This window comes from Agrobacterium tumefaciens, assembly GCF_009649785.1.
Taxonomy (GTDB): Bacteria; Pseudomonadota; Alphaproteobacteria; order Rhizobiales; family Rhizobiaceae; genus Agrobacterium; species Agrobacterium tumefaciens.
In genome coordinates this window covers 387,927-394,170 of sequence record NZ_WJOK01000001.1, presented here as the reverse complement: position 1 = coordinate 394,170, position 6,244 = coordinate 387,927, and the positions used below count along the sequence as shown (strand labels likewise).

Annotated in this window: 4 protein-coding genes; all 4 read left to right on the top strand. The window is 58.2% G+C overall.

Translation table 11 applies throughout. The features are described 5' to 3' along the window. Positions 1-165 precede the first annotated feature (165 nt). The 4 genes from GH784_RS01875 (at position 166) to GH784_RS01860 (ending at position 6,234) form a co-directional block, all read left to right on the top strand. On the top strand, positions 166-1,494 hold the full coding sequence (locus GH784_RS01875; protein ID WP_065704370.1) for a hypothetical protein: 1,329 nt from the start codon (positions 166-168) through the stop codon (positions 1,492-1,494). A 140-nt stretch (positions 1,495-1,634) separates the two neighbouring features. Then, entirely contained in the window at positions 1,635-2,753 is a 1,119-nt protein-coding gene (locus tag GH784_RS01870) for an acyltransferase family protein (RefSeq protein WP_035199581.1), read from the top strand. A 186-nt stretch (positions 2,754-2,939) separates the two neighbouring features. Beyond that, on the top strand, positions 2,940-3,848 hold the full coding sequence (locus GH784_RS01865; RefSeq protein ID WP_065704372.1) for a hypothetical protein: 909 nt from the start codon (positions 2,940-2,942) through the stop codon (positions 3,846-3,848). 130 nt (positions 3,849-3,978) lie between these two features. After that, a complete protein-coding gene (locus GH784_RS01860) occupies positions 3,979-6,234 on the top strand; it encodes a polysaccharide biosynthesis tyrosine autokinase (RefSeq protein ID WP_065704374.1) in 2,256 nt (751 codons plus the stop codon). The last annotated feature ends 10 nt before the right edge of the window (positions 6,235-6,244 follow it).

Here is a 6,244-nt window from a genome sequence, read left to right as displayed (position 1 = left end):
GCATATAATATCATTAATTTATATATTTATTTCATTTCAGAAACATGGATTTGATGGCGAATGAAGATGCCAAAAACTTCCAGGACAATCTGACATCTTGAGAGGCGCCGCCGATATGATCGCGGCTGCTTTTTATAATCTCGCCGGAATGACCAGGAGACGCAGATGAACGGAAAACAGCCGATCACCATGGGCCACCTGACACGGCGCGGCCTGCTTTCAGCCGCACCTTTCGCACTGGTTGCCGCCACGGGTGTGCGCCCCGCTTTCGCGCAGACTCAATCCGTTTTTTCGGCCAGCACGGAAGCCTTTTTGGACAGTGTGGGCGTGTGTGGCCATTTCGCCCGCACGAACGGCATTTATCCGGAAAGCTTCGAGCGCATCCTGCCTGAACTGGAAGCCCTTGGTGTGGGCCACCTGCGTGACGAGGGACTGATTACCGCAAGGGACAGCCGCAACAGCCCGGCTTTCCAGCGCCTGCGCAGGATTGTGGCGGCCAACGTTCGCCTCACGATCATCTGTTACGACGATCTCAACCCCTACGTCTCAACGCCACTGAACAGGATTGCCGATTTCTACGACTGGTGCGACGGCGGCATCGAAGTTTTCGAAGGCAGCAATGAACCGACGTTGACGAAAGACCCGGCCAATGCGCCGCGCATTTCGGCAGAGCATCAGGCTGCACTTTTTGCAACGATCCGCTCAACTCCGGCCGTGAGCAACGTACCGCTTGTCGCGCCAAGCTATATCCAGGCGAATACGGCGCTGGCGCTAAACCTGCAGAACGTATGCGACTTCGGCAATATTCACCCCTACGCCGGAATGGAACATCCCGAAACCACTGGGCCGGGGGCGCTCTCCAAATCTGTCGCGGCCTCGGCGCATATAGCAGCCGGCCGGCCGGTGCTCGCCACTGAGATCGGGTACCACACCTCACTGCAACCAAAGACCTTCCATTTTCCCGTCACCGAAGGCATCAAGGCGCGCTACATGCCGCGCACGCTCCTGTGGTCCTTCATCAGCGGCATCCGCCGGGCTTACATCTATGAAATGGTCTCCAGCTTTGCCGAAGACGAGACAAATCCGGAATCGTCCTTCGGCCTGCTGCGCCACGATCTGAGCCGGACTCCTGCTTACGGGGCCGTTCGTGCCCTTCTTGCCCTTTGCAAGGCAAGTCGGCAAACAGAGCCAGCGGAACGCAGCCTCGCTTTCCTCAACGATGATTCCGAAAGGTTTTCCCTGCGCCTGACAAGACCAGACGGCGCGCTGCTCGCCCCGGTGTGGCTTGGCATACGCGGCTGGCAATGGCCGGCGCGGATCGAAAATCCGCCAGCCGAACGTGCAACGGCCTTTTCGGTAACCGGCCCGCATAGCCAAGTCATCGCGCACCGGTTCGGCGATGACGGTTCCGTAAGCCAGCGGGTGATCGCAAAGGAAGGTGGGCAATACCGGCTTTCCGTCAGCGACCAGCTTACGGTGCTGGAGGTTTTCTGAACGGCGTGCGGGCGAAAATTTCCGGCCGACAAATTTTATATATCGTGTCAGCCTATTGCATGATAGCCTTCTGAAATAGACCACTTTTGCTCGCTGCTGCGAGCGCAAAATATTACTGTATAAATTTTTTCTTTTTATAGATGATGACGATGCAAAAAATTGAAAAAGCGCCTGTTTCCGGGGCGCAGCGTCTCGATATTCTTCAAATGATGCGTGCCCTGGCGGCAATCATGATTGTTGCGCTGCACGCGCAGGTGAACTGGGAGTTCTCGCTCGTCAACCTCCATCTCCTGAGGCTGGGTGCGGGCGTCGATCTGTTTTTCGTCATTTCCGGCTTTGTCATCGTTTATGCCTCCCGGCCGTATTTCGCAGCGGAGGGAGGGCGCTCGGCCTTTCTTGTGCGCCGGCTTCTCCGCATCCTTCCTCTTTACTGGTTCGTGTTGACCATGCGGCTCGCCATGGCCGCGGTCGCCGTTCTTCTCAGCGCCAAGGCCTTCCCGTCCTTGCAGGCCGTCCTAACCTCCTACCTCTTCATTCCCTATGACAGCATGGGTTATGGTGACGCCTATCCGTTTCCAATCATCGATCTGGGCTGGACGCTGAATTACGAGATGTTTTTTTATGTCGTATTCGCGGTTTTTATCTTCCTGCCGCTGGAACGCGCCGTGCTGACAACAGCGGCTGTGCTGCTCGCCGCAGTGCTCATCGGCTCCAACTTCAGTCTCGCCTTGCCGTTCAGTTTCTGGTTTCAGCCCATCATTCTGGAGTTCGTGGCGGGAATGTTGCTCGCCGTGCTTTTCCTGCGCGGCGTGCGCCTGCCGCCCTTGCTGGGGATTGCGGTGGCCCTTTGCGGCGTGGCGATCTGGACGCTTATCGATCTGAAAAGGTTCGAATTCCAATGCAATCCGGGCTGTTATTCCTATACCCGGCTGCTCGTTTTTGGCGGTGGCGCGATTTTCCTGATGGCCGCGGCAACCCTGACCAGGGGCATCTCCCTGCCCCGTTTTGCGCAGCCGCTGGCGAAACTGGGCGATTCCTCCTACGCGCTTTACCTGCTGCACCCGTTCATCTTTCGGGCATTCCTGGTTGCTTCCGGCGGCATCACCTGGCCGCAGGAGTGGAAAAATGTCGTCTATCTCATCGTCGTCGCCAGCACCATCGCCATCGCCCACGCATTTCACGTCCTTGTCGAAACGCCCGCAAATATCTGGCTTCGTGACCGGCTGATAACACCCCGGCGAAAAGTCGCCGTGTCCTGACGCCCAGAGAAAAGTCCGCGTGTCTGCTGTTAAGTATACCCCGAAGTTCCGTTCACAAGTTTATTTTAGCACTTGATCGTTAGCTAAGGCTGTGCGATTTAAAAAGAAAATTTTAGATGTTGGATAACCATATTCAGCATTTCAGCTTACTTAAAATCGTATTTTTTAAAAATTTGGAGAGTTGTGATGTCCCGCCTTCGTATTGGCTCGGCGCTCACTGGTGCGGTATTGATCACCAGCCTCGGTCTTTTTTCCGCAGTCGCCAACGCCCAGAACGTGGAACCAGCGCCGCCAGCTGCCGGGCAGCAGACGCCGCCGGTACAGACTGCGACAACTGGCGCACCCGTAAAGGCCGCCGACGAAACCAACGCCGCATTTCTGGCTCGCGTTAACAGCTCCAATCCGGACACGGTTTCCCTTGCTGCCGCGGAACTGTTCAAGCAGTCTCCGACGCAGGCAACGGTCAAGGATCTGGCCGGCATCGCTTCCAGCACCGATGCGGCAAACGCCGACATGGCGGGAAAGGTGACGAACGGCTTTCCGATCATTGCCGTTTCCACCAGCGCGGCGCAGTTCTCCGAACAGCTTTCTGGCCTGATCCTGAGCGACTCCAGCCAGTTGCCCACCATCGTCGCACTGGCCCAGAAGGTCGGCAACAAGGACTTCTCCGAAGTTGTCGGCGAAGGTCTGGCACTCGCCTATTCTACGGCGATGCAGAGGGGCAACACGATACTTGCCGCCGCAATCCAGTTGCAGACCAAGGGTGTCGGCGTGCCCTCCGATCTTCTGATCGCCTTTAGCGAAAATATTCAGGGAACGGCGGCGGGTCCGGCAGCGCCTGCGGCAGCTGCAGCTGCTGCCTCACCGATCGGTGGGGCTGGCTCTTCACCTGCAAGCGGCAACAGCATTGGCGGCTCGGGAGCGGCGGGCTCACCAGCAGGTACGGCACAGGCCGGCGGCGGAGCCGCACCGGTTGGCGGTGGCGGCAGCGGTGGCAGCACCGGCAGCGGCGGAACCACCACAACCAACAACTTCTTTGCCGCGCCCCTTTCAACCGGCAGCACCAGCACGCCAGTCAGCACAAGTCCCGTTTGAACCCGGTTTTGCCGCCCTTCCTGCGGGAATGGCGGCCGCCTGTCCTACCATGCAACCGAGACTTGGCGGGTGCCACGCCCGCCAAAAAGAGCGAGGCTGACAGTTGTTGCAAAGGCACGATCCCCTGACTATGGCCGATATCGACAAAAGCGGATTTACAGCCGACTTTATCGATATAGACGCCGTTCTTGCCACGGTCCGCCGACAGTGGCGCGTCGTTCTCGCGGCAGTCGCCATTGCCGGGACAATCGGTCTCGCTTACGCCGCGACGGCCGTTCCGATCTATTCAGCTTCGGCTACCCTTTTGATCGACCGCAACAACAGCCAGGTCGTCGAGCAGCTTTCGACAATCGGCGGCGTCGTGGAGGACGAGGCTTCCATTCTCAGCCAGGTCGAGGTCCTGCAATCGGAAACCATCGGGATTGCCGTCGTCGACAGTTTGAACCTGACGGAAAATCAGGAATTCAGGGCAAACCGCGCCTCGCTTCTGAGTTCGATATTCGGCACCATCCGTTCGCTCGTCAACGTTTCGCAATGGTTCTCACCGGCGAAAGAGACCGTCATCGATGACGGCACCCTGAAGCGGGCGCTGTCGGACCGGCTGCTGGACGGTCTCAGCGTCAAGCGTATCGGCCGGACCTACGCGCTGGAACTGACCTACAACTCGACATCACCGGTTCTAGCCGCCCAGATCGTCAATGCGGTGGCGTCGGCCTATCTGGTGGACAAGCTGAACTCCAAATACGAGGCGACGAAGCGGGCCAGCGACTGGTTGTCCGACCGTATTGCCGAGTTGCGTCAGCGGGCACTCGACACCGACCTTGCCGTACAGAAATTTCGCGCTGAACACGGCTTGATCGAGACCGGCAATAACGGCCTGCTTTCCGATCAGCAACTGGCCGAGTCCAACAGCGCGCTTATTCTGGCGCAGTCGGAAACGGCGAGGTCGCGAGCGCGGGTACAACGCATCGAACATATCCTTGCCACAGACGATGTCGACGCCGTCGTCACCGATATTCTCGAGAGCTCGGTCGCGAACGATCTGCGCAAGAAATATCTCGAATCCTCGAAGATCGAAACGGAAATCACCCGCAGGCTTGGCAGCAACCATGTTCAGGCGGTGCGTCTGCGCAACGAAATGCAAGAATACCGCCGGCTGATGTTCCAGGAAATCAGCCGTATTGCGCAAAGTTACAAGAGCGATTTGGAGGTTTCGGAAGCAAGAGAGAAATCACTTGCGGAGAGCGTTGCCAAGGCTACCAGCGTCAGCAACTCGGCCAGCCAGACCCAGGTTCAGCTCCGCGAATTGCAGCGTGAGGCGGAAACTTACAAGAACATGTATCAGACCTTCCTGCAGCGTTATCAGGAAGCGATGCAGCAGCAATCCTTCCCCGTAACGGAAGCACGCGTGATTTCGAGGGCAGTTCCGCCCAACATTCCAAGCAAACCGAACAAACCGCTACTTTTGGCGCTGTTCATGATCATGGGCGCCGCGGCCGGCGGTGGCATCGCCATGTTTCGCGAGTTCCGCGACCGTTTCTTCCGCACCGGAGAACAGGTTCGCGACGTTCTCGGGCTGGAATTTCTGGGCAACACCCCGCTCGTCCAGAACAAGCCGGGCACGGATGTGTTGCCAAAGGGACAGGAGGGGCCGCCTACCGCCACACGCCCGTCCAGCGTTGCCCGCTACACTGTCGATCACCCGCTGTCGTCCTTCGCCGAAACGCTGCGCAGCACACGGCTTGCGATAGATCTTGGCATTCCCCCGAAAACCGGCGCGCGGGTGGTGGGCGTCGTATCGGCGTTGCCGAGCGAGGGCAAATCGACGATCTCCATCAATCTGGCTCAGCTTCTGGCCGGACAAGGAGCAAGGGTTCTTCTGCTGGATGCGGATATTCGCAACCCGGGCGCCACGCGCGCTTTGGGGCGCCATGCTGCAGAAGGCCTGCTCGAAGTGCTGTTAGAAGGCCGCAATATGCGCGATGTGCTGCTGCACGACGAAAAGACGCGGCTCGCTTTCCTGCCAACGGTCGTCAAGCAGCGCGTACCGCACTCCTCCGAGCTGCTGACATCGGCGCAAATGTACAAATTGCTGGCCGAAGCGAGCAGTCTCTTCGACTACATCATCGTCGATCTGCCGCCTCTCGGGCCGGTGGTGGACGCCCGCGCGATGGCCGGCCGGATCGACGGTTTCGTCTTCGTCACAGAGTGGGGCAAAACCGCCCGCAGGGCGGTACGCAATACAATTGAAAACGAAGTCCAGATCCGCAAGAAGTGTCTCGGTGTCATCCTCAACAAGGTGGACACGGAAAAGCTGAAGCTTTACCGGGCTTACGGTTCAAGCGAATATTATCACGCGCGCTACACGCGATATTACCATGATTAGGCGGGACGGA